This is a genomic window from Alcanivorax sp. HI0044 (assembly GCF_001634945.1).
In genome coordinates this window covers 1-500 of sequence record NZ_LWEZ01001812.1, presented here as the reverse complement: position 1 = coordinate 500, position 500 = coordinate 1, and the positions used below count along the sequence as shown (strand labels likewise).

At 57.4% G+C, this 500-nt stretch carries 1 protein-coding gene; it reads left to right on the top strand.

Annotated features, from left to right (window positions below; genetic code table 11):
* The coding region (locus A3730_RS27035) for an NfeD family protein (protein WP_063520086.1) at positions 1–352 on the top strand (352 nt) is incomplete at its 5' end.
* Positions 353–500 lie beyond the last annotated feature (148 nt).

Here is a 500-nt window from a genome sequence, read left to right as displayed (position 1 = left end):
CGGCAGCCTGAAATTTCTCGGCCTGATTGATGACACGACCTGGGAACTCACTATTTTCGCGGTTACCAGCCTGTTGCTGCTGGTGTTTGTTCGCCGGGTTCTCAATGACAAGCTGATGGGGCGCGAACGGCAACGCCAGGGCGAGGAAGACAGCGCCGGCCTGATCGGCCACCGCGCCACCGTGGCTGAAGCCTTTGCCAAAGGCACAGGCACCGTAAACTACCGTGGCGCACGCTGGCAGGCCCAGTGCAGCCAGCCGCTGAACCCTGGTGACATGGTACGCATCACCCAGCACGAAGGACTCTGGCTGACAGTGGAACCCTGGCCGGCGGTTAAACCTGAAAACGACTGACGAACCCATTACGGATTTCTCTTTCTTTCATCACTCTACGCAATAACAAGGAACTGTATTCATGGCTGGTTTGATTATTTCCGGACTTCTCGCCCTCGGCGTTGTCGTGCTGCTCTTCATGGTCATTCGTATCGTGCCCCAGCGGCAG